The organism is Bacillus sp. SIMBA_008 (assembly GCF_046535495.1).
GTDB classification, from domain to species: domain Bacteria; phylum Bacillota; class Bacilli; order Bacillales; family Bacillaceae; genus Bacillus; species Bacillus subtilis.
On record NZ_JAWRWL010000403.1, the window covers coordinates 1 to 275 of the forward strand.

Here is a 275-nt window from a genome sequence, read left to right on the forward strand (position 1 = left end):
GGCGCACGCGCCTCGCATTCGTGGGCGCACGCGACGAGGTGAGGCAGATCCGCGACCGTCTGCGCGGCGCCGAGCAGGCGGTCGAAGCGCACGGCGGTGCGACGCTCGAACGCATCTGGACCGAGCGGGTGAACTCGGAGGTGGGACGGGCGTTCGGCCATCAGATCGCCGACCGCGCGCCCCAGAACCGTCCCACGGGCCTCGTCGTGCCGAACGACCATCTCGCGATCGGCATCGTGTCGACGCTCGTCTCGCGCGGCGTGCGCGTGCCGGAG

The 275-nt window shown here is 72.7% G+C and carries 1 protein-coding gene; it reads left to right on the forward strand.

Features of this window, described 5'->3' with window-relative positions:
• Positions 1-275 (forward strand): substrate-binding domain-containing protein (locus SB658_RS23780; protein WP_410602777.1); only part of this gene is annotated, 275 nt, incomplete at both ends.